Annotated in this window: 23 protein-coding genes; 5 read left to right on the top strand and 18 right to left on the bottom strand. The window is 60.8% G+C overall.

The features are described 5' to 3' along the window. Window positions 1–25: 25 nt before the first annotated feature. From QRN20_RS12225 to hutU, 5 genes are all read right to left on the bottom strand, one after another. Window positions 26–1,567, bottom strand: coding sequence for an HAL/PAL/TAL family ammonia-lyase (locus tag QRN20_RS12225; protein WP_285360442.1), 1,542 nt, complete (start codon window positions 1,565–1,567; stop codon window positions 26–28). A 12-nt stretch (window positions 1,568–1,579) separates the two neighbouring features. After that, entirely contained in the window at window positions 1,580–2,410 is an 831-nt protein-coding gene (locus QRN20_RS12220) for a quaternary amine ABC transporter ATP-binding protein (protein ID WP_004880403.1), read from the bottom strand. Continuing rightward, the gene (locus QRN20_RS12215; protein ID WP_122413419.1) at window positions 2,407–3,258 is read right to left on the bottom strand and encodes an ABC transporter permease; all 852 of its coding nucleotides are present in this window, start codon (window positions 3,256–3,258) and stop codon (window positions 2,407–2,409) included. The genes QRN20_RS12220 and QRN20_RS12215 overlap by 4 nt, the downstream gene beginning before the upstream one ends. Window positions 3,259–3,336: 78 nt before the next feature. Next, window positions 3,337–4,305: an ABC transporter substrate-binding protein gene (locus QRN20_RS12210; RefSeq protein WP_122435057.1), complete on the bottom strand. Its 969-nt coding sequence runs from the start codon at window positions 4,303–4,305 to the stop codon at window positions 3,337–3,339. Window positions 4,306–4,417: 112 nt separating this feature from the next. Beyond that, the gene (gene hutU / locus QRN20_RS12205; RefSeq protein WP_080665337.1) at window positions 4,418–6,148 is read right to left on the bottom strand and encodes a urocanate hydratase; all 1,731 of its coding nucleotides are present in this window, start codon (window positions 6,146–6,148) and stop codon (window positions 4,418–4,420) included. A 422-nt stretch (window positions 6,149–6,570) separates the two neighbouring features. Here hutU and QRN20_RS12200 point away from each other — a divergent pair, with 422 nt between their 5' ends. Both QRN20_RS12200 and QRN20_RS12195 read left to right on the top strand, forming a co-directional pair. Further along, a complete protein-coding gene (locus QRN20_RS12200; RefSeq protein WP_160169232.1) occupies window positions 6,571–7,338 on the top strand; it encodes an arylamine N-acetyltransferase family protein in 768 nt (255 codons plus the stop codon). A gap of 105 nt (window positions 7,339–7,443) precedes the next feature. Further along, the gene (locus QRN20_RS12195) at window positions 7,444–8,352 is read left to right on the top strand and encodes a DMT family transporter (RefSeq protein WP_029244320.1); all 909 of its coding nucleotides are present in this window, start codon (window positions 7,444–7,446) and stop codon (window positions 8,350–8,352) included. Between the two features lie 2 nt (window positions 8,353–8,354). On the opposite strand, the gene QRN20_RS12190 is transcribed toward QRN20_RS12195, so the two are convergent. Genes QRN20_RS12190 through QRN20_RS12165 form a run of 6 tightly spaced genes read right to left on the bottom strand, consistent with a single transcriptional unit; the run spans window position 8,355 to window position 15,246 of the window. Then, window positions 8,355–9,761, bottom strand: a complete 1,407-nt coding sequence (locus QRN20_RS12190; RefSeq protein WP_122588476.1) for an amidase — start codon at window positions 9,759–9,761, stop codon at window positions 8,355–8,357. Continuing rightward, a complete protein-coding gene (locus tag QRN20_RS12185) occupies window positions 9,754–11,103 on the bottom strand; it encodes an aspartate aminotransferase family protein (RefSeq protein WP_025995357.1) in 1,350 nt (449 codons plus the stop codon). The genes QRN20_RS12190 and QRN20_RS12185 overlap by 8 nt, the downstream gene beginning before the upstream one ends. Further along, window positions 11,081–12,205 (bottom strand): aminotransferase class III-fold pyridoxal phosphate-dependent enzyme, encoded by a 1,125-nt coding sequence (locus QRN20_RS12180; protein WP_088234375.1) that lies wholly within the window; start codon window positions 12,203–12,205, stop codon window positions 11,081–11,083. The genes QRN20_RS12185 and QRN20_RS12180 overlap by 23 nt, the downstream gene beginning before the upstream one ends. A gap of 8 nt (window positions 12,206–12,213) precedes the next feature. Continuing rightward, window positions 12,214–13,095 carry a TauD/TfdA family dioxygenase gene (locus QRN20_RS12175; protein ID WP_285360434.1) on the bottom strand — a complete coding sequence of 294 codons (882 nt, stop codon included), beginning with the start codon at window positions 13,093–13,095 and terminating at the stop codon, window positions 12,214–12,216. After that, complete coding sequence (locus tag QRN20_RS12170) at window positions 13,070–14,638, bottom strand: AMP-binding protein (protein WP_285360432.1); 1,569 nt, start codon at window positions 14,636–14,638, stop codon at window positions 13,070–13,072. Before QRN20_RS12170 ends, QRN20_RS12175 begins: the two co-directional genes overlap by 26 nt. Continuing rightward, on the bottom strand, window positions 14,635–15,246 hold the full coding sequence (locus QRN20_RS12165; protein ID WP_058431831.1) for a thermostable hemolysin: 612 nt from the start codon (window positions 15,244–15,246) through the stop codon (window positions 14,635–14,637). The genes QRN20_RS12170 and QRN20_RS12165 overlap by 4 nt, the downstream gene beginning before the upstream one ends. A 152-nt stretch (window positions 15,247–15,398) precedes the next feature. On the opposite strand from QRN20_RS12165, the gene QRN20_RS12160 reads away from it, so the two are divergent. Beyond that, window positions 15,399–16,331, top strand: a complete 933-nt coding sequence (locus QRN20_RS12160) for a LysR family transcriptional regulator (RefSeq protein ID WP_285360430.1) — start codon at window positions 15,399–15,401, stop codon at window positions 16,329–16,331. A gap of 168 nt (window positions 16,332–16,499) precedes the next feature. Here the strand turns inward: QRN20_RS12160 and QRN20_RS12155 are convergent, their stop codons facing one another. The 6 genes from QRN20_RS12155 to hutC all read right to left on the bottom strand — a co-directional run bounded on the left by QRN20_RS12155 (window position 16,500) and on the right by hutC (window position 21,034). Further along, window positions 16,500–17,204 (bottom strand): anti-sigma factor, encoded by a 705-nt coding sequence (locus QRN20_RS12155; protein WP_122491609.1) that lies wholly within the window; start codon window positions 17,202–17,204, stop codon window positions 16,500–16,502. After that, window positions 17,201–17,767: a sigma-70 family RNA polymerase sigma factor gene (locus QRN20_RS12150; RefSeq protein WP_025995350.1), complete on the bottom strand. Its 567-nt coding sequence runs from the start codon at window positions 17,765–17,767 to the stop codon at window positions 17,201–17,203. Before QRN20_RS12150 ends, QRN20_RS12155 begins: the two co-directional genes overlap by 4 nt. A gap of 99 nt (window positions 17,768–17,866) precedes the next feature. After that, on the bottom strand, window positions 17,867–18,400 hold the full coding sequence (locus QRN20_RS12145) for a DUF3455 domain-containing protein (RefSeq protein WP_285360427.1): 534 nt from the start codon (window positions 18,398–18,400) through the stop codon (window positions 17,867–17,869). Between the two features lie 106 nt (window positions 18,401–18,506). Beyond that, complete coding sequence (nhaA, locus tag QRN20_RS12140; RefSeq protein WP_058431835.1) at window positions 18,507–19,682, bottom strand: Na+/H+ antiporter NhaA; 1,176 nt, start codon at window positions 19,680–19,682, stop codon at window positions 18,507–18,509. Between the two features lie 27 nt (window positions 19,683–19,709). Next, window positions 19,710–20,327: a HutD/Ves family protein gene (locus QRN20_RS12135; RefSeq protein WP_285360424.1), complete on the bottom strand. Its 618-nt coding sequence runs from the start codon at window positions 20,325–20,327 to the stop codon at window positions 19,710–19,712. After that, window positions 20,324–21,034, bottom strand: a complete 711-nt coding sequence (hutC, locus tag QRN20_RS12130; RefSeq protein ID WP_170969020.1) for a histidine utilization transcriptional repressor HutC — start codon at window positions 21,032–21,034, stop codon at window positions 20,324–20,326. The genes QRN20_RS12135 and hutC overlap by 4 nt, the downstream gene beginning before the upstream one ends. A gap of 179 nt (window positions 21,035–21,213) precedes the next feature. Here hutC and QRN20_RS12125 point away from each other — a divergent pair, with 179 nt between their 5' ends. Beyond that, entirely contained in the window at window positions 21,214–22,578 is a 1,365-nt protein-coding gene (locus QRN20_RS12125; protein ID WP_029244331.1) for a formimidoylglutamate deiminase, read from the top strand. A 313-nt stretch (window positions 22,579–22,891) separates the two neighbouring features. On the opposite strand, the gene QRN20_RS12120 is transcribed toward QRN20_RS12125, so the two are convergent. After that, window positions 22,892–24,160, bottom strand: coding sequence for an MFS transporter (locus QRN20_RS12120; protein ID WP_285360423.1), 1,269 nt, complete (start codon window positions 24,158–24,160; stop codon window positions 22,892–22,894). A 117-nt stretch (window positions 24,161–24,277) separates the two neighbouring features. On the opposite strand from QRN20_RS12120, the gene QRN20_RS12115 reads away from it, so the two are divergent. Next, window positions 24,278–25,162 (top strand): LysR family transcriptional regulator, encoded by an 885-nt coding sequence (locus QRN20_RS12115; protein ID WP_029244333.1) that lies wholly within the window; start codon window positions 24,278–24,280, stop codon window positions 25,160–25,162. Window positions 25,163–25,315: the final 153 nt, after the last annotated feature.

The following is a 25,315-nucleotide window of genomic DNA, read 5'->3' as shown; positions in this document are numbered from 1 at the left end:
GGTAACGCCGGGCCTTGACCGCTTTTTATTGGGTTACCGTGTGTTCGCGGCAGCGCTGGAAAATCCTTTCCAGCGTCTGTTGTTCGTTGATCAGTGCTGCGCTGCTGGCGATGTCCGGCGCCAGCCAGCGGTCTTCGTCATAGGCTGGAACCCGCTCGCGTAACAGTTGCCAGGCGATGTTCGTTCCGACGCCGAAGCGCTGGGTCTTGAGGAATTCGAAGGCCTGCGCCGCGAGCAGGTATTCGATGGCCAGAATCTGCGTCGCGTTGCCCAGCACCTTGTGCAGCTTGAGTGCGGCGCTGGTGCCCAGGCTCAGGTGATCTTCCTGCAGGCCGGACGTGACGTAGTTATCCACAACCGCCGGTTGCGCCATCTGACGGTTTTCCGCGCACAGCGAGGCGGCGACGTACTGGACGATCATCATTCCCGAGTTGACGCCCGGCTGGCTGACCAGAAAGGCGGGCAGGCCGCTGACCATCGGGTTGATCAGGCGGTCCAGACGACGCTCGGCAATCGAGCCCAGTTCGGCGACGGCCATGCACAGCAAGTCTGCCGCCATCGCCACGGACTGACCGTGCGGATTGGCCTGGGACACCACGCGATAGGCGTCGGGCGTGCCGAGCAGCAGCGGGTTGTCGGTGACCGAGTTCAGTTCGGTTTCGATCTGGCGAATGGCATGTGTCAGTTGATCGCGGGTGGCGCCGTGCACTTGCGGAATCGAACGGATGCTCAGCGCATCCTGAGTCCTAATGCCCTGACTGCTGGCGAGCACTTCGCTGCCTGCCAGCAGGCTTCGCAGGTTGCTGCCGACTATCTGCATGCCGGGATGTGGCTTGAGGGCGAGGATGGTTTCATCGAAGGCGTCCAGCTGACCGCGCAGCGCTTCGAAGGTCATGGCGCCGATCACGTCGGCCCACTGGGTCAGGCGTTCGGCGTCGGCGATGGCCAGACAGCTCAGGCCGGTCATGCAGGGCGTGCCGTTGACCAGACACAAACCGTCTTTCGCGCCGAGCAGGACGGGTTTGAGACCTTCCTCATCCAGCGCCTGCTGTGCCGAGACGATCTGCCCGCGATAGCTGACCTGACCGACGCCCAGCAAGGCGACGCCGACGTGCGCCATGTGGGTCAGGTAACCGACCGAGCCCTGCGCCGGAACCTGCGGCGTGATGCCGCGATTGAGCAGGGCCAGCAGCGCTTCGACCACTTGCCGATGAATGCCGGATTTGCCCTGACTGTAATTGAGCAGAGCGGCGCAGATGATCGCGCGGGTCTGCTCGTCGGCCAGCGGTGCGCCGACGCCACAGGCATGGCTGAGCAGGGTGTTGCGCGACAGACGACTGAGCTGTTCGCCTTCCAGCGAGACATTGCACAGCGCGCCCAGGCCGGTGTTCACGCCATAGGCGCGCTCGCCGCTGGCGACGATCTGCCGGACGATGGCCTGGGCGTTGTCGATCCTCGCCCACGCGGCGTCGGACAGCACCAGTTGCGCGCCATGCCGGGCGACGGCCACCACATCCTGCCAGCGCGCCGGGGCGTCGCCGATGACGATCTGTTCTGCTCGCGACATCTGCAACGGTCCTTAAAGAGTGGCCACGCGGCGCTGAACGAAACGGTCCACGTAATCGTCAGCGGGCGAGTGAAGGATTTCTTTCGGCGTGCCGACCTGAATCAGCCGCCCGTCCTTGAGAATCGCGATCCGGTTGCCGATGCGCACCGCCTCGTCCAGGTCGTGGGTAATGAACACGATGGTCTTGTGCAGCTTGGCCTGCAGTTCCAGCAATTGGTCCTGCATTTCGGCGCGGATCAGCGGGTCGAGGGCGCTGAACGCTTCGTCCATCAGGATGATGTCGGTGTCGGCCGCCAACGCGCGGGCCAGACCGACCCGCTGGCGCATGCCGCCGGAAAGCTGGTGCGGGTACTTGTTTTCGTAGCCGCTCAGGCCGACCGTGGTGATCCAGTGCCGGGCGCGCTCATCACACAGCGCCTTGGTCTCGCCGCGCACTTTCAGGCCGTAGGCTACGTTGGCGAGCACGGTCTTGTGCGGCAGCAGGCCGAAGCTCTGGAACACCATGCTGATCTTGTGTCGGCGAAACTGGCGCAGCGCTTCCATGTCGTAGCGCAGGATGTCCTCGCCATCGACCAGAATCTCACCGCTGGTAGGGTCGATCAGCCGGTTGAAGTGGCGTACCAGCGTCGATTTGCCCGAGCCGGACAGGCCCATGATCACGAAGATCTCGCCACTGGCAATCGACAGCGACAGGTCGTTCACGCCGACGACGCAGCCGGTTTTGGCCAGCACCTGATCCTTGCTCTGATTTTGCTGGACCATCGCCAGCGCTTCCTTTTCGCGGCTGCCGAAAATCTTGAACACATTTCGTACGACGATCTTGTTCTGTTCCGCACTCATCATTTATGCGCCTCATGCCGTGGGCGGCCGTAGGCCTGAGTGATACGGTCGATCACGACCGCCAGAATGACGATGGCCAGTCCCGCTTCCAGTCCGCGTCCAACGTTCAGCGTCTGAATGCCGACGAGTACGTCTTCGCCCAGACCGCGAGCGCCGATCATCGAGGCGATGACCACCATCGACAGTGCCATCATGGTGGTCTGGTTTATCCCGGCCATGATGCTGGGCATCGCCAGTGGCAGTTGCACGCCGAACAGTTGCTGCCAGCGGTTGGCACCGAACGCGTTGATGGCTTCCATGACTTCGCCATCGACCTGACGAATGCCCAGGTCGGTCAGGCGGATCAGCGGTGGCGCGGCGTAGATCACGGTGGCGAAGATCGCCGGGACCTTGCCCAGACCGAACAGCATCAGCACCGGAATCAGGTAAACGAAGCTGGGCATGGTCTGCATGATGTCCAGCAGTGGCATCAGCACCGAACGCAGGCGGTTGCTGCGCGCCGAAAGAATCCCCAGCGGGATACCGATCAGCACGGCGATGATCGTGGCGACCAGCATCAGCGCCAGGGTCTGCATCAGTTTGTCCCACAAGCCGACCGCGCCGACCAGAAACAGCAGGCCGACGATCACGACGGTGGTGACGACCTTGCGAGTGGCGTGCCAGGCGATGCCGCCGACAATCAGCAGCATCAGCCACCAGGGCGCCATGCGCAGCAGGCCTTCCAGATTGACGATGGCCCACAGCAGGGTGTCGGAGATGTGCCGGAACACATCGCCGTATTGGGTCACCAGCGAGTCGACGCCGTCATTGACCCAGTTGGCGATCGAGAAAGTGAAGCTTTCAGGGAACATAAGCGGCTCTCAAGTAAGGTGTATCGGACCCACGAACGGGCAACCGGACCGGCACTGTCAGCCCGGCTGCCCAGTCGTTTACAGCGAGGCGTCCACCTTTTTCGCGGCGTCTTCACTGACCCACTGGTGCCAGACTTCCGGGTGTTCTTTCAGGAAGATCCGGGCAAGCTTCGGCGATTCGATGCGGTCCTTGGCCATGCGTCCCAGGTTCTGGTTGAGCAGGTCGATCGGCAGATTGACCTTCTCCAGCATCGCAACCAGCTCAGGCGCCTGATCATGGAACACTTTGGACACGCCGACCTTGATATCGATCGTCTTGTTTACCCCGGCCTTCTCTTCCAGACGCACCAGATCCACCTGGCCCATCAGCGGCGTCGGCGACCAGTAATACGTCAGGATCGGCTCGCCACGCTTGTAGCTGGACAGGATAGCCGCGTCCAGCGCTGGGCCGGTGCCCGGCCGGAAGTTGGTGTACTTGTTCTCCAGACCGTAGCTCTTGAGCATCTCGCTGTTTTCCAGCTCGCAGGTCCAGCCGGCCGGGCAGTTGTAGAAACGGCCCTTGCCGGGTTCTTCCTGATCCTTGAACACCGCCGAGTATTGCGCCAGGTCACTGATGGACTTGAGGTTCGGCGCCTTGGGTTCCAGCTTGCGCTTGGCATCGCCTTCGATCACGTAGCGCGGTACGTACCAGCCTTCGACCGCACCGACGATAGGCGCGCCGACACCGACCACTTTTCCGGCCGCCGCCGCCTTGTTCCACACCTCGCTGCGACCCACCCATTCTTCAGCGAAAATCTGGATGTCGTTGGTGCTCAGGGCGTTTTCCATGGCGATGGAGTTGCCGGGCAGGGCGTCCACGGTGCAGCCGTAACCCTTGTCCATCACAATCTGCAGGATGTCGGTCAGCAGCATGGCGCTTTCCCAGTTCAGGCCCGCAAATTTCACCGGCTTGCCCGATTCACACCAGCTGGCGGCCTGACTCGCTCCGGCGCTGGCAAGCAAGCCAGCGGATACCAGAGTGGTCAACAGGGCCTTTTTCATATTCATTGTCGATGCTCCTACGCCTGAAAGGGATGGTGGCAGCTTCAAAACAGGCATCCGGCCTTCGGGCGTTTTCACGCCCGTTCCCGAGGGCTGTCGGTGATGACCGACAGGTCCCTTAACGTCCGATCATCGGCAGGTTCAAGCCCTGCTCTTTGGCACATTCGATAGCAATGTCATATCCCGCGTCGGCATGGCGCATGACGCCAGTGGCCGGGTCGTTGTGCAGCACGCGGGCGATCCGTGCAGCGGCTTCGTCGGTGCCGTCGCAGACGATCACCATGCCCGAGTGCTGCGAGAAGCCCATGCCGACGCCGCCGCCGTGGTGCAGAGACACCCAGGTTGCGCCGCTGGCGGTGTTGAGCAGGGCGTTGAGTAACGGCCAGTCGGAGACTGCGTCGGAGCCGTCGCGCATGGCTTCGGTTTCGCGGTTGGGGCTGGCGACCGAACCGGAGTCCAGGTGGTCGCGGCCAATCACCACCGGTGCCGACAGCTCGCCGCTGCGCACCATCTCGTTGAACGCCAGACCCAGCTTGGCGCGCTGGCCCAGACCGACCCAGCAGATACGGGCGGGCAGACCCTGAAAGCTGATGCGCTCGCGGGCCATGTCCAGCCAGTTGTGCAGGTGTTCGTCGTCCGGGATCAGTTCCTTGACCTTGGCGTCGGTCTTGTAGATGTCCTGCGGGTCACCCGACAGCGCGGCCCAGCGGAACGGACCGATGCCTCGGCAGAACAGCGGACGGATGTAGGCAGGCACGAAGCCTGGGAAATCGAAGGCATCCTTGACGCCGACTTCCTTGGCCATCTGGCGGATGTTGTTGCCGTAGTCGAAGGTTGGAATGCCGGCTTTCTGGAAGGCCAGCATGGCTTCGACGTGTTCGGCCATCGACTGCTTGGCAGCCTTGACCACATTGGCCGGCTCGCTTACCGAGCGGGCGCGGTACTCGTCCCAGCTCCAGCCTTTTGGCAGGTAGCCGTTGAGCGGGTCATGGGCGCTGGTCTGGTCGGTGACCATGTCCGGGCGCACGCCACGACGGACCATTTCCGGCAGGATCTCGGCCGCGTTGCCGCACAGGGCGATGGAGATGGCCTTGCCTTCGGCGGTGTATTTGGCGATGCGAGCCAGCGCGTCATCCAGATCGTCGGCCTGTTCGTCGACGTAGCGGGTCTTGATACGGAAATCGATACGGCTCTGCTGGCATTCGATGTTCAGCGAGCAGGCTCCGGCCAGTGTCGCGGCCAGTGGTTGCGCGCCGCCCATGCCGCCCAGGCCTGCGGTCAATACCCAGCGGCCTTTGAGGTTGCCGTCGTAATGCTGGCGACCGGCCTCGACGAAGGTTTCGTAGGTGCCTTGCACGATGCCTTGGCTGCCGATGTAGATCCAGCTGCCGGCGGTCATTTGGCCGTACATCGCCAGGCCCTTGGCATCCAGTTCGTTGAAGTGCTCCCAGCTCGCCCAGTGCGGCACCAGGTTGGAGTTGGCGATCAGCACGCGCGGGGCATTGCTGTGGGTCTTGAACACGCCGACCGGCTTGCCGGATTGCACCAGCAGCGTCTCGTCGTCATTCAGGTGAGTGAGGCTTTCGACGATCTGGTCGTAGCACTCCCAGTTGCGTGCCGCCCGCCCGATGCCGCCGTACACCACCAGTTCGTTGGGGTTCTCGGCGACTTCCGGGTCCAGGTTGTTCATCAACATGCGCAACGGCGCTTCGGTCAGCCAGCTTTTGGCCGTCAGTTTCGTACCTCGTGCCGCACGTACCTCGCCTTCGCGGTGGCGGGTCCAGTCCTGCTTCAGGTCTTGCTTCTCGGTCACAAGTTTCTCTGTCACAAAAAAATCCTCGGCGATCATTCCAAACCAGCCCGCAAAGGGCGTTCACATCTGTCTGGCAGAACCAGTCTGCCAACTTGTCTCTACTCGTATATACAAGCATATGCAATCTGAAGGCCAACTTGAATTGACGACCTGCACCGTCGCGTCGATGCCCGGTTTAAAAGGGCTTTGGAGAGGGCATGGATGACGGGATTTTTTCCTGCCCCATACCGAACCTGTTACCTGAAACGTTTCCTGCGCTGTTTTGGGGCGGTGGGTAACAGAATGATGCACAGCAGGTGGGGCGCCTGTGGAACCTGATTTCTCGATAACTGTTCTGCAGATTTTCGTTTGTGGAGGGGTTGGCGAAGCGGCTTAATCTGCCTGGTTTGATGAAGGCATCAGGCTGCGTGACAGAGACGGCGCAACAAGAACGCCAGACGCTGGCAAAGGACGTGTTCATGACCGCACAGGCTCACTCGCCACAGCTACATCATGTGTTCGGTCTTCATCGCACCTGGACGCAACGCTACGTTTTCAACAACCTCAACGCGCTGTTGAACGGGCCGCCGAATCTCTCGCCTGACACACTGCTGCGCTCGCTTGCGCGGTATCGGGGCGGCTATTGCCATGAACTGAACTCGGCATTCAAGGCGCATCTGGAACGTCAGGGCATCGAGGCGACGCCGTATCTGGCGCGAGTGGTCTACCGCACCGGTGACCGGGTTCTGCCGCCTACGCATCTTTACCTTCTGACGCAGGTCGCAGGCCGGGTGCTGCTGTGCGATACCGGCTTTGGCAACGGCCTGCTCTGGCCCATTGAACTGGACACCGAGAGCGCTCGGCCGCAGAACACCCTGGCGTTTCAGGTGCGTCCATCGCAGAGTGGCAGAGGGTTGTGGATCAGTGAGCAGGGCCAGTGGGACGAGTTGTACCGGCTGGGCGATGAGCCTTCGCGGCAGGCGCACATCGACACGGCCAATCACTATTCGGCTACTTCGCCTGACTCCATTTTCTGTCGCAACCTGGTATTGACCCGTTACACCCGCGGTGGGCGAAGACGCCTGTTGAATCTGCGTTACGTGAATGAAATGCAGCAGACGGTGTTACTGGATTCGCGCTCGGCGTTCGATAGCTGCCTGCAAGGTCAGTTCGACGTCAGGCCCACAGCGGTCGAAGCCGGGCGTCTGTTCGAGATTGCCCGCAGCGCCGCTCGCCCGGCCGCATAGCGAATAACTGCAAGTGAATAACTGGGCGTACTTATTTAAAAACTAGCACCCGTACGCCGTGCTGTTTACCCATCATGCGTGTTGATCCTGTTTTCGGAGCGCATGATGAAAGACGCTGGTTTTTCAACCGCCCATGGCGGAATGGTTATTTGGGCAGCCTTGATTGCCTCGTCGTTTTTTGCCGCCGGCTATGTGAGTCAGGCGGTTGATCCGGTGTTGCTGACCGGGCTGCGCCTGTTGTTTTCGGCGCTGCTTTTTCTGCCGATTCTGCTGGTGAAGGGCAACCTGTCGATGAACATGACACGGCTGCGTTGCCACTGTGTGCTGGGGTTGTTGCTGGCGGTCTATTTCGGCTCGCTGTTCGAGGCGCTGCGCTATACGTCGGCCGTGCACACCGCAACGCTGTACACACTGGTGCCGCTGATGACGCTGTGCTTCGAGGTGGCGCTGATGCACGGGATGATCCTCAAGGGCCGGGTGTTCCCGATGTTGACCGCAGCCGTGGGTGCCGTGTTGCTGATCGTGGCAGGTTCGCATGCGGATGCGACGCCGTCGCTGTACGCGCTGGTGGTCTACGGTGTGGGCTGTCTGGCGATGGCGCTTTATTCACCGCTGAGTCAGCGCTACAAGCTCAAGGCGCTGAGCGACACCAGCCCGGTCGCGATGACGTTCTGGAACATGCTGTTTGGCGCGCTCTTTCTGCTGCTGATTGCCGCTGCAACCGGAGGCTGGCGCACCGGGACGGAGCTCATGGCGATCGATGTCTTCTGGCTGTTTTACCTAGCGTTGTTCGGCACCCTCGGAACGTTCTGGCTGTTGCACCGGGCCATCGGGGTCATCGGGTCTTCGACCGTGATTTCCTACGTGTACCTGAGCACGCTGTTCGTCACCCTGTCTCGCTGGTATCTGGGGGAGCAGCCGGTATCAATGGGTGTTACCGGCGCGTTGCTGGTCCTGCTCGGCATGGTTGCGCTGGTGCTCAAGAGCCGCCAGCGCAAGCTTGCCACGGTCTGATGTCAGCCCGCTTTGACGAAGGCTGGCTGCCAGCCTTCGAACTCGCTCTCCAGATAGGCGGCCACTCTGAGCAGTTGTTCTTCCTGCCAATGGGGCGCGACGATCTGAATGCCGATCGGCATGCCGTTTTGCGGATCGTTGCCGCACTTGATGACCGCTGCGGGTGACCCCGACAGGCTGAAGGGAAAGACGAAGGCGTAGCGGCCCCGATCCTCGAGGGACTCTCCGTGGGCAAAGGCGACATCGCCGTACACCGGGGAAATGAACAAGTCGTAGTCGTTGAAGAACCGCGCAAGCTGGTGACGGAAGGTGTCAATCATGACCCAGTCACGCTTCAGCTCTTCGGTGCTCAGCTCGACGCCACGGCTCATTTCCAGCAATTGCGCGGTTGCCTTGGTGAACTGGTCCTTGCCGATGGCAGCGAACAGCGCTTCCCACCCTTTGCCGCCGTCGCCACCGGTAATGAAGACCCGCCACAACACGTCGCAAGCCTCTTCGAGCAGGGGCGGCCTTGCGTCTTCCACTGCGCTGACCACGTTGTTCAGGCGTCTGGCAACCGCGTCCAGCACGCTCTGGATGGCCGGGGTCACCTGAGCGACTGACGACCTGCCCGATACGGCAATTCGCAGGTCCTGCAAAGGTTTGCCGGGTGCAAAGGGCACGTCCACGGTGTCCGGGTCCTTCTGATCGGCACCGCTGATGAGTTTGCCCAGCACCCGCAGGTCATCGACATACCTGCCCATGACGCCGAAGGCCGAAGTCATGTGGAACAGGCCTGAACGTTCGTTGGGGTATTGCCCGCTCAGCGGGACGCGACCCTGCGTCAGTTTCAGGCCGCAGATGCCGTTGAAATGCGCCGGAATACGCACGCTGCCGCAGGCGTCGGAGGCCAGCCCTGCCGGTGACAGACCCGCAGCGATGGCCGCCGCTTCGCCGCCACTGCTGCCGCCTGCGGTACGGCTTGAGTCGTGCGGGTTGAGCGTGCGCCCGTACAGCAGATTCTCGGTCTCGAAGGCCATGCACAGTTCAGGCACGTTGGTGATGCCGAGAATGATCGCTCCGGCTTGTCTCAAGCGGGCCACGGCGGTGGCGTCCACGGTGCTGGGTTCGTTGCGCCACTGCTCCACGCCCCGGGACATGCGAAAGCCCTTCACGTGGCACACGTCCTTGATGGTGATCGGAATGCCATGCAACGGCCCGCTGAACTGCCCTTTGCGTGCCTGGCCATCCGCCGCTTCGGCCTGCTGATAAAGGCTCTCGCGCTGCTCCTGCAGAATGATTGCGTTGATCTGTGGATTGCGTTCCTCGATGCGCTGCAGGTAGAAGTCGACCAGCGAAACGCTGGTCAACACTCTGCGCCGGATCAGGCTGGCCATTTCTTCGAGCGTCAACTCGTCCGGTTTAAGCATGCTTGAGTCCTTTCTTGCTGCCGAGCCACTTGTTCGGGATCTGGTACATGTTGCGCACCACCAGCGAAAACGCTTTCACGAACAGCTTCGGCTTGGCGGCAATCACCTCCAGCGATTCCTCGATCATCTTGAGCACGTGCTCCAGCGCCTCGGGCGTGATGTTCAGTGGCGGGTAGAACCTGAGCACCGGATGCTCGGCCTTTTCGTTCATCGAGTGCCCGGCGTGTACGCCACGTTTGCCCAGTTCCATGCTCATCAAGGCTTCGTACACCGAGCCCCGCAGGCGCAGGCCGGTCATCAGGCCGACGCCTGGCACGTCTTCGATGATCTGCGGGAAGCGCGAAGCCAGCCGTTGCAGACCGTTACGCAACAGGCCGCCGTTGATCCGCGACAGCTCGACCAGATTGTGCTGCTGGATGTAATCAATGGCGGCCAGTGCCGCAGAGCAGGCCAGTGGATGGCCGCCGGTGGTGCGGTTGTCCGGTTCGATTTCATCGAGCGGAAAACGGTTGGTCAGAGCCTGGCTGTAAACGGCACAGGCGAAGGAGGTGTAGCCGCCGGTCAGACCTTTGGACAGGATCATGATGTCCGGCACCACATCGTCGTACTGAACCGCGAACCACTTGCCGCAGCGTCCGAATCCGGTCTGGATTTCGTCGGCGATGAGCAGGGTCTGGGTCGCATCGCACAGTGCGCGAATGTTGGCCATGTAGCCGACGGGCGGAACCTGCAGGTGCGCGCCGCCCAGAATCGGCTCGACGTAAATGGCGCAGACACCCTCGCCAACAGCCTTTTGCAGCGCGGCGAAATCGCCATATGGCACGTAGGTAACTTCTTCGGAATAGGTGCCGTAGCTGCTGTGGTGTTGTTGCTGACCCAGAATGCTCATGGCGGCCAGGGTTTTGCCGTGATAGGAATCGGTCATCACGACAATGCCGCGCCGATGCTTCTGGACCTGCAGCACATAGCGCATGGTCTGCTCGATGGCTTCGGCGCCCGACACCATGTAGCGCACCTCGCCCCAGTCACCGGGAATCAAGTGGCGCAGGCGTTCCGACAAGACAGCCTGCGTCGGGTGTTCACGACCCTCCGGCACCCAAGCCAGCTCGCTCAGTTGCGCCTGCACACGCTCGCGCACGGTCGGGTTGCGATGGCCGACGATGAACACGCCGTAGCTGCACGCGCAGTCGATGAATTTCTTGCCGGTGTGGTCCGTGACGTAAATGCCGTCAGTGCTCTTTTCCACCGAGGTCTTGCCGATGCGATAGAGCTTGGCGGCCGAGGCGCTCCAGAACTGTTCGCAGTCGTCCAGCAGTTGTTCACGCGGCATGGTTGAGGACATGTCTGAAAGTCTCCTTGATACGTTGGCCGGCGCGTTCGACAGGCAGGGATCTGGCGGTAACAGGGCAGCGCAGCACCAGCGCGTTGCCGCGTGCCGGGCTTGCGTACACACCATTCTGGTAAAGGGCTTCGCGCAGTTGCGCTTCGTCGCGACCGTGCAGCGGCACGCTGACCCAGCCACCCAGCGCGGTTGCGCCAAGGTCTGTCAGCACGCCGGCCAGCAACTGGCCGTTGTGCGTACAGCGCTGAGGCGAGTTATGGGTGTGCAAGTAATCGAGCGTGGTCAGGGCTGCGACGCAGGCCATCGGGTTACCGGCCGTGGTGCTGCCATGTTTGGCGGGCGTGCTGCGGCCATAGACCTTGTAGGCCATTTCTTCGCTGCAGGTGTAGGTGCCGATCGGCACTGCGCTGCCGCCCAGCGGACCGCCCAATACGGCGATGTCCGGGGTGTTGGTGTACTGCTGGAAGCCGAACAGGGTGCCCAGGCTGCCCAGGCAGGTGGCGACGTCCATGGCGATGACCGGCGCTTTCGCGTTACCGGCGGCGGCATACAGGCGGTCGAGCAAGGGCTGCTCGATCAGGCGCAGAACGCCCTTTTCGTCGGTGATGACACTGGTGTGGCAGACCGCAAAGCAGTCGTTCCAGTCGATTCTTGCCAGATCATCGGCATGACTGACGGCAACGCGCTTGAAGCCCAGCAGTCGCTGGATTTCGCTGTAGCGATCGGGCTGAGTGAGGCTGCGGCCATAGGTCAGCGAGCCGTAGTCGCCGCCCTTGATGAACACCAGCGTATTGCGACGAGGATTCAGCCCCTTGCACAGCTTCAATGCACCTTCGAAGGCTTCGTCACCCGAACTGCAGACATAGGAGCTGACCAGCGGATCCGGCAGCAACCCGGCGAGTCGGCGGCACAGGGCAATCAAGGGTTCGGACATCAGGACCCGGTTGGACAGCCCCATGATTTCGGCCTGGGCTTTGACGGCATCGATGACTTCTGGCACCTGAAAGCCGAAACCGCCCGACAGGTCGATGATTTCCTCGCCTTCGGCATCTGTGTAGGTCTCGTAGAGTCCGGCCACAATTGTTTTTTTAGTGTTTTTCATAGGGGCTCTCAGCGATAGCTCAAGGCGTTGAAGATGCGACGGCGGTCGTCGACGATGGCCTGGCGTCCGTGCATGACCCGGCGGTTGTCGATCATCACCATGTCGTTGTCGCGCCAGCCGACCGGGTAGGTCAGGGCGGTCGAAACCTGTTCGATCTCGGTCAGGAACTGCTCGGGAATGGCGTCGCCCGAGACCGTGTCGATGATCGGCTTCTCGTAGTTGAACGACGGACCGAGGATGCTGTTGGCGAACGCCGGTCGCTGGCTGATCGGCGAAACCGGAATGGCCGGTGTGGAAAAGGCGTAATGAATCGAGTCGTCGCTGGTGTTGAAGGTGATGCGCGTCTGCGGGTCGTTGCCGACGATCTGCATCAGGTCATCCGGCGTGACGAGGCTCGGATCATTCTTGTCGGCCGAGTAGTGGCAGACCAGACGACGCCATTTGTCTGCACTGACCGTGCGGCTGTAGCGAATCGGGTTGTTCTCGAAAAAGGCCCGGCATTCGGCCGACAAGGCACGCAGCACGGCTTCACCGTCGCAGAGCGTGGTCTGCGAACCCTGACGGGGCGCTTCCTGACAGTAGAACCAGGTGATGTCCGGCCAGAATGGAGAGTTGCCGTTCTCGCAGTGCAGACCGATTTCCTGGGTCCCGGCATCGACCAGCTGCGCGGCACCGCCGACCATCGTGCGGGCCGGGTCCAGGCTCAGGCGCGAACTGTTGTTCTTCACGAACCGGCTGAAGGTTTCGGCTTCATGAATACAGTCACGCATGAGCACCACGCCATAGGTCCCCAGCAACTCGTAAAGCGCCTGGGTCGTCAGCGTGGCGAATTGCGCGGGTTCGATCACCGCGAATTCGGGGTTGTCAGAGCGAGAGGCAGGCATGTTCATCGGCAGAAGTCCTTTGCATGGATGGAGAAAAACGGTGCGCGAACGCTTCGGCAATCTCGGCGCGTCTGGGGCGACCGGTCACGGTGTACAGCTGTTCAAGCAGGGGATTGGCGAGGTCCAGCAGCCAGAGCTTGCTGGGGCGTTCCACGTCGGAGAAACGTTTGGTCGACCACTGCGCCAGGTCGCTGCGATCCGGTTGTGACTCTACGCACAGCAGGGCGATCAGGCCGTGGTCTTCGTCCAGAAAAACCGCTGCGTCGCGAACGCCGTCGTATTTGCGGTATTCCAGTTCAACCTGCTCCGGGCTCACGTTGCGGCCGTTGGCCAGGCAGATCACATTCTTCTTGCGACCGTGGACATACAGATAACCGTCACTGTCCAGTGCACCCAGGTCGCCGGTGTCCATCCAGCCATCGGCACTCATGGCACAGGCGCTCGGGTCCGTGCCGGAATAACCGCTGAACAGCGACGTGCTTTTGACTTCGATGGTCTTGTCGAGGCCGATGCGAACCTGAACGTGCGGCAACGGCTTGCCCACGCTGCCCAGGCGTTGCTGTTCGGCAGTGTTCACGCTCACCACCGAAGCATTTTCGGACAGCCCGTAGCCCTGGAAGACCGACACACCCTGTGCTTCAAGGGCGCGCAGGATCTCGACATCGACCGCTGCACCGCCGCAGGTGATGTGCACCTGTTCGGTGAGGTAAGTGGCCAGACTCCGAGCGATCTCCCGGTCTTCCTGGAGCCTGCGCAGAAACTCGTTGAGCATGACCGGCGGCACCGTCAGCGCGGTGGGTTTCACCCGTTGAATCCAGTCGGTCAGGCGCGCAGGCGATGCGCCCGGTTCGCCCAGCAACGGCTCATTGGGCGGCAGAAAATGAATCGTCCCGCCTGCCAGAAGCGGCAGATAGGAGGCAGTGACCTGTTCCAGCAGCAGGCTCAAGGGCACCAGCGACAGGTAACGGAGGTGGGCGTTGGCCGGCATTCTGAAACGCAGCGAGTTCAGCACCTGCCCAATCGCGGCGCAGGACAGTCGAACGCCTTTGGGACTGCTGGTAGTACCTGAGGTATGAATGATCTTGCAGATCCAGTCGTGCTCGACAGCTGTCTGTGCCAGTGGCTGGGGTATGGCCGGTGAGTCCAGATGCCGGACCTTGCTGGCGGGCAGGTCCAGAAGCCAGCGCTCGGTGAGCGTTTTCTGACCGGCCGAGTCCACGAGAAAACCGTCGCAATGCGCTGCCAGGTTTTCTGCCTGGACCTGACTGAAGGCCAGGGGCAGCGGCAAAGAAGTTATGCCTGCGAACAGACACGCCAGATCGGCGATCAGCCACTGACTGGAGTTGCGTGTGACGATGCCGATCACCACCGGATCGTTCGGCATCTTCGGCTGGAATCGGTGCTGCAGCTCTGCAGCCAGGGCAAATGCCTGTTGGCGCAGTTCGCGGTAGGTGAGGGATCTGGCGGTGTCGCCATGGTCTACCGCGCAGACTCTCTCGCCGTGAACCTGCAGGGCGGAGCGCAACTGGGCAATCAGATTGGCGCTCATTGCGTCACCCTCGCTTGTACTGGAAGGTGGTTGAACAGCGTACCCAAGGTCATGGCAGCGAAGCGCGAGCGCTGCGGATCGACCTTGATGAACCCGGTGATCGGGCGTTTGGCGTAGTAGGAGCCCCAGTTCTTGCCGCCGTCTTCGGAAAGAAGCGTGGGGTCGGCGGTCAGCAGCGGCTCGAAGACAATCTGGCAGCTTTCCATCATTTCCCGCACGCGCGGGGTCACGGTGCACAGCAGGTACTGCGCGCCCATGCACCAGGCCAGCAACGGAATCATGTTGACCATGATCACGCCGGCCGTGACGTGGTGCGAGACCAGGCTGCCGATTTCAACAATCGAGGAACGGTCGATCTGCTGCCCGTGACGTTCGGACAGAATTTCATGAATGGGGCGGGACAGGTACTGTTCGGAAAACAGTGTGCGGTGATCGCCGAAGGTAATTCCGGCGCATGACATAATTCTTTCATCTTCGTCCTGAGTGAGGGCGAAATACTGCGGGTTAGGTTCTATGGTGGCTTTATATGATGACTGAAATTTACTCTTAACTATTTCGACAGCCTGCTTCCACAGCGGTGATTCACAGTCGGTCACGCGTATAAGCATGATGGCATCTCCATTGTTTGTGATGATCCTGAAACGTGCTGCGAATGTATTTGGGAAAATTCCTACACACCATTTAAAAAACAAAAACGGTCTGTTAATATCTAAATAGCTGGGTACTCTACGAGCACATTGGACTTCTGGAATATATGGATATGCTTAAAAGCAATATGCTCAGAAAGTTGGATATGCAGGACTTGTTGATTTTCATTTCGGTTTACGAAAGCTCCAGCGTCACCGAGGTCTCCGAGTCCCTTTTTGTTAGCCAATCCACCGTCAGCTACTGCCTGAAGAAGCTGCGCAACAGCTTTGAAGACGAGTTGTTCATCAATACCCGCAGCGGTATGCGACCCACGTATAAAGCCACGGCCATGTACAGCCATGTTCTAAAGATCGTGGAAAGTATCAATGTTTGTTATTCCGGCGCTGCGCTGTCGTCGCCGCCTCAGAAAGATGTCATTTACAACGTTTGTGCGCCTGAGTATTTCGAACTTCTTATCTTGCCCGGTTTGTTGAAGTTGTTTTCTTCCAACGAAGTTCCCGTCACGTTGAATGTTCAAAAAATCAATCGCGACATTCCGGTTAAAGAGTTGAACGGTGGCACGCTGGATCTGGTTATTTGTTTTGGTCCCAATTATCACCGCGGCGGCGGCGGACTGAAATCCCAGATACTGTTGGATGATGATTTAGTGTGTGTGGTGGATCGCAACTTCATGCCACCCGAAACGGGTTTCGAACTTGAAACCTTCGTGGCGCGCAGGCACGTCTACCCGACGCCCTGGACGTCTGAAACCAACATGGTAGACGGCTGGCTGAGCAAGCAGGGCAGCAGCCGGCAGATCGTGGCCAAGGCCAACAGCTATGGGGCAGCCCTGCACATGATCGCCGGTTCTGACGTGGTGGTGACCCTGCCCAGGCGTGTGGCGCAATTAATCGTTAATGATGATATTCATTTGTCAACAGATGCGCCGACAGGCTTGCCGACATTTACGCTGGATATGGTCTGGAGTGAGAGCGCCGATCAGGACCCTTCCAACTCGTGGATCAGGGAACAGGTGGTCAAGGCGTGTATGGAATACACGGTTTAGATGATGTTCGGTCAGGTCTGATTCTGGACGGGGGGCGTGTTGTCTTTTGAGTGTCACACAGCGCCGTTTATATTCACGTGACGAGTAACGGCGCTGTATTGTTGCATCAGGGAATAGGGTCTATTTCATTATCGGTAACTATCAATCGATTGTCTGACAAAATTAGCCTCAGATGACTTTCACTGCCCGCCCTATGAATTGAATCGGCCCGGTTGGTTTGCCGATTGACGAGCCGGTGGATTTTTCCAGCGTCAGTTCAAACAACTGGTTGGGTTGCAGGGGCGGCAGTTTATCGAGCGCGATGTTCAGGCTTTGCCCTGGTTTGACCAGCCCCAGCGACACCGGTCCCTGCCAGTCGTCACCCTTGGTCCAGAACTCCAGCGCCTTGTCGGCCGGTACTTCGAACGCGCCCAACGGGATGAGCTGGATTTCCTGCCGATTGCTGGCCTGCACGACCCAGCCGGGTGATTTGTCCTGAGGTCCGACGAGTACCACCAGATAGGAAGGTGGCGCCGGATCGCGGGTCAGCAACGTCAGGCCCAGCACCAGCGAGGCTGCGATGCCTGCACCGGCCAGCCCGCGCCAGATCGCCATATTGTCCCACCAGCGCACGCGCTGTTCAGGCTGCGCATGAGGCGCTGTCCGATCCATCAGGTTGCGTTCGATCCGCTCCCACAGGCCGGGTGATGGCTTGACCGGTTCCGCCAGCTCGGTCAACGGCAGCAGGCGTTGATCCCAGGCGTCTATCGCTGCCTGCAGATCCGGTTCGTGAGGCAGGCGACGTTGTACGTCGAGCCTCTGTTCGGCCGACAGTGTGCCGAGCACATACTCGCCTGCCAGTTCGTGAATATTCTTGTCCGAAGGTTGGGTCATCCCATGCACTCCCGCAAAGCCGTCAGGCTGCGCTTGATCCAGGCTTTGACCGTACCCAGTGGCGCGCCGATTTTCTGCGCGATTTCCTGATGCGAATAACCGTCTACATACGCGTGAAACACGCAGTTGCGCCGCACCGGCTCAAGCTGCTCCAGGCACGACGTGATGCGTCCCGGATTGACTCGCCAATCGAAGGCATCGCCGGTTTCCTGCCAGCCTTCCAGTGTCGCCTGTTCATGATGATCTTCGCTGTCGTCATCCTCAACCCGGACTTCCCGCGCCGTATTGCGCAGGTTGTTGAGCGCCAGATGCCGGGTCACGCTGAATATCCAGCCGCGTGCCGAACCGCGTGATGCGTCGAAACTGGCCGCTCGGGTCCAGATTTTCAGAAACGCGTCATGCACGATGTCCTCGGCCAGTTCCCGGTCGCGAACCAGTCGCACGACCACACCGAGCAGCCGTGCGCTTTCCTGTTCATAAAGACGCTGCAGGGCCTGCCGCTCACCGCGGGCGCAGGCTTGCAACGTGCCTTCGTAATCAAAGAGAGATTCGTGTGAGGACAAGGTAATCCGCCATCGATGGACTAATGCCTCGTTGATATCACGAGGACCCGCGCAGCAGCATAGCTCACTGACTGCGCGGTGCCCGATTGCCTGGCTGTATCAGTTGGCAGCCCAGAACAGGTAGTCAGCCTGGTACTTGACCACTTCCTTGGCGCCCTTGTTGCTGGCTGCGCACGCGGTGGTCGGTGCCACGCCGCCTTTCAGCGCGGTGCGCTGGATGTAGGCAACACCGGTCATGGCGCCTTTGCCTTCTGCCGGGTTGGCCTTGACCAACTGGTACGGCAGGTTGCCTGCGCTCGAAGGTGCAACAGCGACCTGAGTGCCGGTCACTTTCGAGCCGTCTTTGGCTTCCCAGGTAGCAGGCGGGCCGTAGTAAGTGCCGACCTGCTTACCGCTCTTGTCATTGAGCACGGCCTTGGGACCGACGAACGCCCATTCCATTTCGTTGGGCATGTTGGCTTTTGCGCGGCACTCGTAGGTGATTTCGCCGACCCCGGTGGTTTGCATGCTGATCTTGTGGCCGGCCGGAACCCGAACGCTTTCGGGCAGATCGGTCTGGGCCAGGGCGACGGACGACAGGCAAGTGAAAGCCAGGGTACTACCTGCAAGGCAGAGAAAGCGTTTTGCGTTCATGCAGAAATCTCCAGATTATTTAACCGCGCTCAGCAACTCGAAGTGGCTGCTGTATGTACTACCCGCGAAGAAACAATCTGGATGCAGTGATTTGAAAATATTTTTTTCAGGGCCGGCTGAAGCGGCTGCGCAACACGATAATGCCGGCAATTGCCGCAATGCCCGAACCGATCAGCACGCCGACTTTCACCTCGTCGATCAGGTGCTGCTGACCCGGGAATGCCAGGTTGCCGATGAACAGGCTCATGGTGAAACCGATGCCGCACAGGATCGCCACGCCATACAGCTGCACCCAGTTACTGCCCTCCGGCAACACCGCGAGCCCTGAACGAATCGCCAGCACAGCGGCGAGGAACACACCAATCTGCTTGCCCACGAACAGCCCCAGCGCAACACCGAGCGGCACCGGATCAACGAGGTTTTCCACCGTGATACCGGCCAGCGAAACACCCGCGTTGGCAAAGCCGAAGATCGGCACCACGGCGAACGCGACCCAGTAATGCATCTTCTCTTCAAGGAACAGCAGCGGCGAGCGCGCCTCTTCCTCGGGCTTGCCCATCGGGATGCACAACGCCAGCGCGACGCCTGCCAGCGTGGCGTGAACGCCAGACTGCAACACGAAGAACCACAACAGTGCGCCCAGCAGCAGATAAGGCAGCAGGCGACGAACGTTGAGTCTGTTCATCACGATCAACACCGCCAGTGTGGCGAAGGCGGCGCCCAGCATCGGCAGGTTCAGGCCGGAGCTGTAGAAAAACGCAATGATGGTGACCGCGCCCAGGTCATCGAGAATCGCCAGTGCGGCAAGAAACACTTTCAGCGAGGTCGGCACCCGGTTGCCCAACAGCGACAGCACGCCCAGAGCAAAGGCGATGTCGGTGGCCGCAGGAATCGCCCAGCCGCTCATCGTCTGCGGGTTGCCCCAGTTGATGGCGATGTAGATCAGCGCCGGGATCAGCATTCCGCCTGCTGCTGCAAAGCCGGGCAGGGCGCGCTGACCCCAGGTCGAGAGCCCGCCCGCGAGTACTTCGCGTTTGATTTCCAGGCCGACCATCAGGAAGAAGATTGCCATCAGACCATCGTTGATCCACAACTCGACCGACAGACCCAGCCATACGCTGTGCAGAATCGAAAAGTAACCGGCGGAAAGTGGCGAGTTGGCGACGATCAGAGCGGCCAGTGCTGCGAGCATCAACACGATGCCGCCTGCCGATTCAGAGGCGAGGAAGCTGGCGAGGATGGCGACGGCTCTGGGTGTTTCCTTGACAGGGAATTGAGTCATGGTCGTCCTTGAACGAGAAGCTGATTTTTAGGGGGCGTCCAGCATACCGTCATTGCCAATGGCGTTCAGCTCAATCAGGCAGCACCGACTGGCGCCTGAGGATTGCAGCTCGATTTCCGTGAGTCCGCCCGTGGTGTCCACTTGAGCGCAGTCGTGTTTGCCGAGGATTTCCCAAGGCTGGCCACTGACGCTCAGCGCAATCTGCTCGGCCATGCTGAACAGCACGAAGGTGCTGGCCGAACTGAACAGCCTTTGCGGCTGACGCACGTCGATCCACTGCAGCCGAGCGTTGTACCGATGTGCAGCGTAGATCAGGTTGAAATCCCGGATCGGTCCATCGAGCAACGTGCACTCGACCTGACTGTCGCCGCTGAACGCGAACGGGTCGGATGGCAGCAGCGGGCGGCTGTCGATGCCGTCAACCGACAGCGTCATGCCCACGCCCTGCAGCACGGTGATAATCCGCTGATAACCGGCAAACACTGAAAAACCGCCCGAATTCTCGATGTCGGCAATCGACAGGCGCCAGCCGAAACCATCCAGACCGTGACCTGCATCGCGGGCGATTTCTTCAGTGCTGCCACCGCCGTTCTTCCACGGCATGCGCGGGTAGTCGACGGCGCGCAGAATTCGGGTCTGGGTCATTTGGTGAAACGTCCTTCAAGGCGATGACGGGAGCCGGGATGGATCAGACGTGCGGCGGTCACCGGCTGGCGGCCTGACCAGGTGCGACGACGAATCAGCAGGCAGGGTTCGCCCGCGTCGATCTGCAACAGCTTGCACTCGTCAGCTTCGGCCAGAATCGCCTCGACCACGTGTTCACCCTCGGTCAGCGGTGCGACCTGCGACAGGTAGGCGTAAGGCGTCTGTTGAGTGAAATCCTGCTTGAGGTAATCCGGTGCGACCAGGGCGTTCACGAAGCGGTCTTCGATCTGCACGGCAATGTCGTTTTCGTAGTGCACGATCAACGAGTGGAACACCCGCTGACCCTCGCGCATGTCCAGCGCCAACGCACGCTCGGAGCCTGCCGCTTCTTCCTTGAGGACGATGACCTTGCAGGAATGACGATGGCCTCGTGCCGCGATCTCGTCAGCGATATTGTGGACTTCGAACAGCGCCGATTGGCTCTTGGGTTCGGCCACGAACGTGCCGACACCCTGCATGCGCACCAGCAGGCCTTCGGCAGTCAGTTCGCGCAGGGCGCGGTTGATGGTCATGCGGCTGAAGCCCAGTTGGGTCACCAGCTCGCTTTCCGATGGCACGCGGTGATGTGGCGGCCAGGTGCCGTTCTGGATCTGCAGGGCGATCATGTGTTTGACGCGGGCGTACAAGGGTGCGGGACTTTCGCCCATCTGGGCTGCCAGTGAGGAAGAGGCGGGCGGCGTCGGCACGTGTGTGTCCTTGTTATCGAGATGATTCAGGCGCTCAAGCTAACCATTAAGCGGTGGCACGGCAAGTTTGCCGACGGTTTACCGGATCGCCAAACGTCTGTATATGTATATACAAATTACAGTGATGAGGTATGAAGTCAATGTCAGCCTTCTTTGCCGAGCGCGCGTTACTCCCTGACGGCTGGGCCAGCGATGTGCGTCTGGAGGTCAGCCCCGAGGGAATGTTGACGCGGATTCAGGTCAATGCTGATCGGCAGGGCGCGGAAGTGGTCAGCGGCCCGTTGCTGCCCGGCATGCCGAACCTGCACTCGCACGCTTTCCAGCGCGCTATGGCCGGGCTCGCGGAAGTGGCGGGCAACCCGAATGACAGCTTCTGGACCTGGCGCGACCTCATGTACCGTCTGGTCGGGCGTATCACGCCTCAGCAACTGGGTGTCATCGCCCGCCAGCTCTACATCGAGATGCTCAAGGGCGGCTACACCTCGGTTGCTGAGTTTCATTACGTGCATCAGGACCTGACCGGCAAGCCTTACGCCGATCCCGCCGAGCTGGCGGTACAGATCAGCCAGGCGGCGAGTTCGGTCGGTATCGGTCTGACGCTGTTGCCGGTGCTCTACAGCCATTCAGGTTTTGGCGGGCAAGCGCCCAATGAGGGCCAGCGCCGATTTATCCACAGCACCGAGAGTTATCTGGACCTGCAGGCGCGTCTGCAGCCGATTCTGGCAAGCCAGTCGTCGCAGCGACTGGGCCTGTGCTTTCACTCGTTACGTGCCGTCACGCCCGAGCAGATCAGTGCAGTGCTGGCCGCCAGTGACCCGCATTGCCCGGTGCATATCCACATTGCCGAGCAGCAGAAGGAAGTCGCCGACTGCCTGAGCTGGAGCGGGCGACGACCCTTGCAGTGGTTATATGAAAACACGCCTGTGGATAACCGCTGGTGTCTGGTGCATGCGACCCATGCCGAGCCTGATGAAGTGGCGCTCATGGCGAACAGCGGTGCGGTGGCCGGTCTGTGCCTGACCACGGAGGCGAATCTGGGCGACGGCATTTTCCCCGCGGTGGATTACATCGCTCAGGGCGGGCGCTGGGGTATCGGTTCGGACAGCCATGTGTCGCTCAGCGTGGTCGAAGAGCTGCGCTGGCTGGAGTACGGTCAGCGACTGCGCGACCAGCGCCGTAACCGGTTGTATCGCAGCGATCAGCCGATGGTCGGACGAACCCTGATGGACGCCGCGCTTGCGGGCGGTGCGCAGGCGCTGGGTCAGGAGATCGGTGCGCTTGAAGTTGGCAAACGTGCCGACTGGCTGGTGCTGGACGGTAATAGCCCTTACATCGCGACCGCGACAGGCGACGCCATTCTCAATCGCTGGCTGTTCGCGGGCGGTGATCGTCAGATTCGCGACGTGGCCGTCGCCGGACGCTGGGTGATCCGTGAAGGCCGGCATGTTGATGAAGAGCGGAGCGCCCAAGCGTTTGCGCAGGTATTGAAGGCGTTGCTGGGCTAGTCATGAAGCCTTGAATCGACGCAAGTCTCGTGGGAGGCAGTTTGCCGGCGATGGCGTCAGTTCAGTCGCTGATGTGGCGCTTGAAATACCGGATCGCCGGCAAGCCGCCTCTTATCAAACAACCTGTAACTTACTGAAGAAAAAAGATTTTTTGTAGGAGCGCGCTTGCCCGCGATTGCGTCATGTCATTCACTAATTTTCTGTCTGCAAGAACTTATCGCGGGCAAGCGCGCTCCTACGGCCCTCGTTTGCCGCGCGACAGCGCTACGTCGAAGACGTGGTGGCGCCTCCCACAGTCTGGTGTATGCAACGCTTAACCCCGTCCCGCCAGCGGCTGCAATTTCGCCAGCTGCCATGCCACGCCCAGCGCCATCAGCAGCAACACGCCAATAAACAGTCCGATGCCGTTCCAGCCCGCGTAATGCCAGAACACGCCGCCGCCGGTACCGGCCACGCTCGAGCCTGCGTAGTAGCAGAACAAATACAGCGAGGTCGCCTGGCCTCTGGCGACGGTGGCCCTGCGGCCGACCCAACTGCTGGCCACCGAATGCGCGCCGAAGAAGCCGAAGGTGAAAATCAGCACGCCTGTGATCACGACTGGCAATGGCGTGAAGAGCGTCAGGCTCAGGCCGAACAGCATCATCACGATCACCGCCCACAGTACGCGGCGACGGCCCAGCCGATCAGCCAGTGAGCCAACCTTCGCCGAACTGTAGATGCCGGACAGGTACACCACCGAGAACACGCCCACCACAGCCTGACTCAGGTGATACGGTTCGCTCAGCAAGCGATAGGCGATGTAGTTGAAGAGCGTGACGAACGCGCCCATCAGCAGGAAAGCGGTCAGAAACAGCAATGGCAGACCCTTGTCGCGGAACTGCACAACAAAGCCATCCAGCAGGCTGCGCGGATGCAGCGAGCGGGCGCGGAAGTTGCGCGACTCGGGCAGGATTCGCCAGAACACCGCCGCTGCAATCAGCGCCAGACCGCCGACCACCAGCATCGCGGCGTGCCAGCTCACATAATCGATCATCACACCGACGATCAATCGCCCGCTCATGCCGCCGACCGCGCTGCCGCCGATATACAGCCCCATCGCCAGCCCCAGGTGCGTGGGGTGTATTTCTTCGCTGAGGTAGGTCATGGCTACCGCCGCCAGGCCACTGAGCGACAGGCCGACCAGCGCCCGGGTGACGAGTACGCCCTCCCAGCTCGGCATCAACGCACTGGCGATGGTGAACAGCGAGGCGCAGAACAAGGCCATGACCATCACCGACTTGCGTCCCAGTCGGTCGGAAACCGGACCGGTGATCAGCAGGCCGATGGCGAGCATGGCGGTGGCGACCGAAAGGATCAGGCTGCTCTGGGCGGCGGTGATGGAAAACTCCTGCGACAGCATAGGCATCATCGGTTGCACGCAGTACAGCAGTGTGAAAGTCGAGAAGCCGCCTGCGAACAAGGCCAATGCGGTGCGCTTGAACAACGGCGTGTTTTTCTCGATATAGGTGTCACCCAGCGGGACCGAAGACTCGGCAGAGGCAGTGTTTGACTTGATGGCGGATGGAGCGGCGGCAGGGTTCACGGTCAACCTCGGAGCACGGTTCGGGCAGGCAATGAAAAAATCATATAGCTGGCTAATGATTCAATCCAATATATTGTTCGACCTGTTTGATACGTAAAACGACTTGATTGAGGCTGTATGGAACTGCGCCATTTGCGTTACTTCATCGCCGTGGCCGAAGAGCTGCATTTCGGCCGTGCCGCCCAGGTGCTGGGCATTTCCCAGCCGCCGCTGAGCCAGCAGATTCAGGCGCTGGAGCAGGAGCTGGGTACGCGTCTGTTCGACCGCACCAATCGGCGTGTCGAGTTGAGTGAGTCAGGCAGGTTGTTTCTCGACGAAGCGCGTCTGGTGCTGGCGCAGGTCGACAAGGCCGCCGACGTGGCCCGGCGTGCGCAACTGGGGCAGTTGGGCGAGCTGAAGGTCGGGTTTACGTCTTCCGCGCCGCTGACGTCGAATATTCCCGAGGCAATCTTTGCCTTTCGTCAGGCGTACCCGCAGGTGCATCTGGACCTGACGGAAATGACCAGCCAGCAGGTCGCGGCGGGGCTGGAGGACAAGAGCATTCAAGTGGGCATCATGCGGCCGCTGGAGTTGCCTGATTCTCTGGACGTGTTCGAGCTGCTGAACGAACCCCTGATCGCGATCATGCGGGCCGATCATCCGTTGGCGGCGGGCAGTGAAGACGGTATCTACATGGCAGCGCTGGCGGCGGAGCCGTTCGTGTTCTTTCCGAGGACCTACGGCAGCGGGATCTATGGCCAGATCCTGAGCCTGGCCCGTGCGGCTGGCTTCAACCCGTTGATCACCCAGGAAGCGGGCGAGCCCATGACCATGATCGGTCTGGTGGCAGCGGGGCTGGGCGTCACGGTACTGCCCGCGCCGTATCGCCGGATGCGCATCGACGGCGTGGTCTACCGCAACCTGCTCGACCCCGGCGCCACCAGCCCGGTGTGGCTGGTGAAGCGCAAGGACGAACAGTCCGCGATGGCCAGAGCGTTTTTCGAGTTGGCGACAAAGGGCTAGGGTGCTGCTGCAGTAATGTCTGACTGAATGCATACCCCGTGGGAGGCGGCTTGCCGGCGATGGCGTCAGTTAAGTCCCCGATAGGTCGCTTCCGGAAAGCATCGCCGGCAAGCCGCCTCCCACAGTCCGGTGTTTGCTGCGCGATAGCGCTAC

The sequence above is a fragment of the Pseudomonas sp. fls2-241-TYG-175 genome, from assembly GCF_030209155.1.
In the GTDB taxonomy this organism is placed as follows: domain Bacteria; phylum Pseudomonadota; class Gammaproteobacteria; order Pseudomonadales; family Pseudomonadaceae; genus Aquipseudomonas; species Aquipseudomonas viridiflava.
This window is presented reverse-complemented; position numbering and strand designations above follow the sequence as displayed.

Coding starts and splice junctions, on each gene's coding strand:
- QRN20_RS12225 (WP_285360442.1), bottom strand. CDS start 1,567: ATGTCGCGAGCAGAACAGATCGTCATCGGCGACGCCCCGGCGCGCTGG.
- QRN20_RS12220 (WP_004880403.1), bottom strand. CDS start 2,410: ATGATGAGTGCGGAACAGAACAAGATCGTCGTACGAAATGTGTTCAAG.
- QRN20_RS12215 (WP_122413419.1), bottom strand. CDS start 3,258: ATGTTCCCTGAAAGCTTCACTTTCTCGATCGCCAACTGGGTCAATGAC.
- QRN20_RS12210 (WP_122435057.1), bottom strand. CDS start 4,305: ATGAATATGAAAAAGGCCCTGTTGACCACTCTGGTATCCGCTGGCTTG.
- hutU (WP_080665337.1), bottom strand. CDS start 6,148: ATGATCGCCGAGGATTTTTTTGTGACAGAGAAACTTGTGACCGAGAAG.
- QRN20_RS12200 (WP_160169232.1), top strand. CDS start 6,571: ATGACCGCACAGGCTCACTCGCCACAGCTACATCATGTGTTCGGTCTT.
- QRN20_RS12195 (WP_029244320.1), top strand. CDS start 7,444: ATGAAAGACGCTGGTTTTTCAACCGCCCATGGCGGAATGGTTATTTGG.
- QRN20_RS12190 (WP_122588476.1), bottom strand. CDS start 9,761: ATGCTTAAACCGGACGAGTTGACGCTCGAAGAAATGGCCAGCCTGATC.
- QRN20_RS12185 (WP_025995357.1), bottom strand. CDS start 11,103: ATGTCCTCAACCATGCCGCGTGAACAACTGCTGGACGACTGCGAACAG.
- QRN20_RS12180 (WP_088234375.1), bottom strand. CDS start 12,205: ATGAAAAACACTAAAAAAACAATTGTGGCCGGACTCTACGAGACCTAC.
- QRN20_RS12175 (WP_285360434.1), bottom strand. CDS start 13,095: ATGAACATGCCTGCCTCTCGCTCTGACAACCCCGAATTCGCGGTGATC.
- QRN20_RS12170 (WP_285360432.1), bottom strand. CDS start 14,638: ATGAGCGCCAATCTGATTGCCCAGTTGCGCTCCGCCCTGCAGGTTCAC.
- QRN20_RS12165 (WP_058431831.1), bottom strand. CDS start 15,246: ATGCTTATACGCGTGACCGACTGTGAATCACCGCTGTGGAAGCAGGCT.
- QRN20_RS12160 (WP_285360430.1), top strand. CDS start 15,399: ATGCTTAAAAGCAATATGCTCAGAAAGTTGGATATGCAGGACTTGTTG.
- QRN20_RS12155 (WP_122491609.1), bottom strand. CDS start 17,204: ATGACCCAACCTTCGGACAAGAATATTCACGAACTGGCAGGCGAGTAT.
- QRN20_RS12145 (WP_285360427.1), bottom strand. CDS start 18,400: ATGAACGCAAAACGCTTTCTCTGCCTTGCAGGTAGTACCCTGGCTTTC.
- nhaA (WP_058431835.1), bottom strand. CDS start 19,682: ATGACTCAATTCCCTGTCAAGGAAACACCCAGAGCCGTCGCCATCCTC.
- QRN20_RS12135 (WP_285360424.1), bottom strand. CDS start 20,327: ATGACCCAGACCCGAATTCTGCGCGCCGTCGACTACCCGCGCATGCCG.
- hutC (WP_170969020.1), bottom strand. CDS start 21,034: ATGGGCGAAAGTCCCGCACCCTTGTACGCCCGCGTCAAACACATGATC.
- QRN20_RS12125 (WP_029244331.1), top strand. CDS start 21,214: ATGTCAGCCTTCTTTGCCGAGCGCGCGTTACTCCCTGACGGCTGGGCC.
- QRN20_RS12115 (WP_029244333.1), top strand. CDS start 24,278: ATGGAACTGCGCCATTTGCGTTACTTCATCGCCGTGGCCGAAGAGCTG.